General features: G+C 58.4%; 1 protein-coding gene. It reads right to left on the reverse strand.

The window, feature by feature from the left end:
- On the reverse strand, positions 1-514 hold a 514-nt coding region (locus tag F1379_RS29600; protein ID WP_203457203.1), incomplete at its 3' end, for a HAMP domain-containing protein.
- Between the last annotated feature and the right edge of the window lie 22 nt (positions 515-536).

Below are 536 nucleotides of genomic sequence, written 5' to 3' on the forward strand. Positions count from 1 at the left end.
GGAAGTCGAACTTGTCGCCAAGCACAAGTGCCAGGCGCTGGTAGACCTCCAGTTTACTCTGGTCTTCCTCGATCGCCTGCTTGAAATGGGATGCTTCCACCAGCCCTTCCACCATCTCGGTGGCGGTGACGAGCTGGTTGCAGACATTCGGGTTTTGATGGCCCATCAATTCACCCACGCGCTGACCGATGGTGCTTATCCCCTCGTCGAGGAATGCCATCAGACGGTTGAGCTGGCTGGCGATCTCGCCCACCTCGTCGGAAGTGTGCGGTTCGATCCGCCCTCTAAAAACGCCACCGACCGCCTGGGCCACCACATCCTTCACGGCGTTGGCGGTTTCAACCAGTGGTTGAAGCAACCGCCGCAACAAGAACAGCGCAAACAGGGCGGTGAGGAATATGAACAGTCCCAGCAGGGAAACGGTGGTAATGGCCTGTTGTTTTACATCATCCAGGGGGATGTCGATGGAGATGGCGCCGAGCACGGTTCCCTGACTGCCGGCATGGCATTGCATGCAGTTTGGCGTTCCCGTGTCG

Origin of the sequence: Paenibacillus tepidiphilus, from assembly GCF_008635795.1 — a bacterium.
GTDB classification, from domain to species: Bacteria; Bacillota; Bacilli; order Paenibacillales; family Paenibacillaceae; genus Paenibacillus_AQ; species Paenibacillus_AQ tepidiphilus.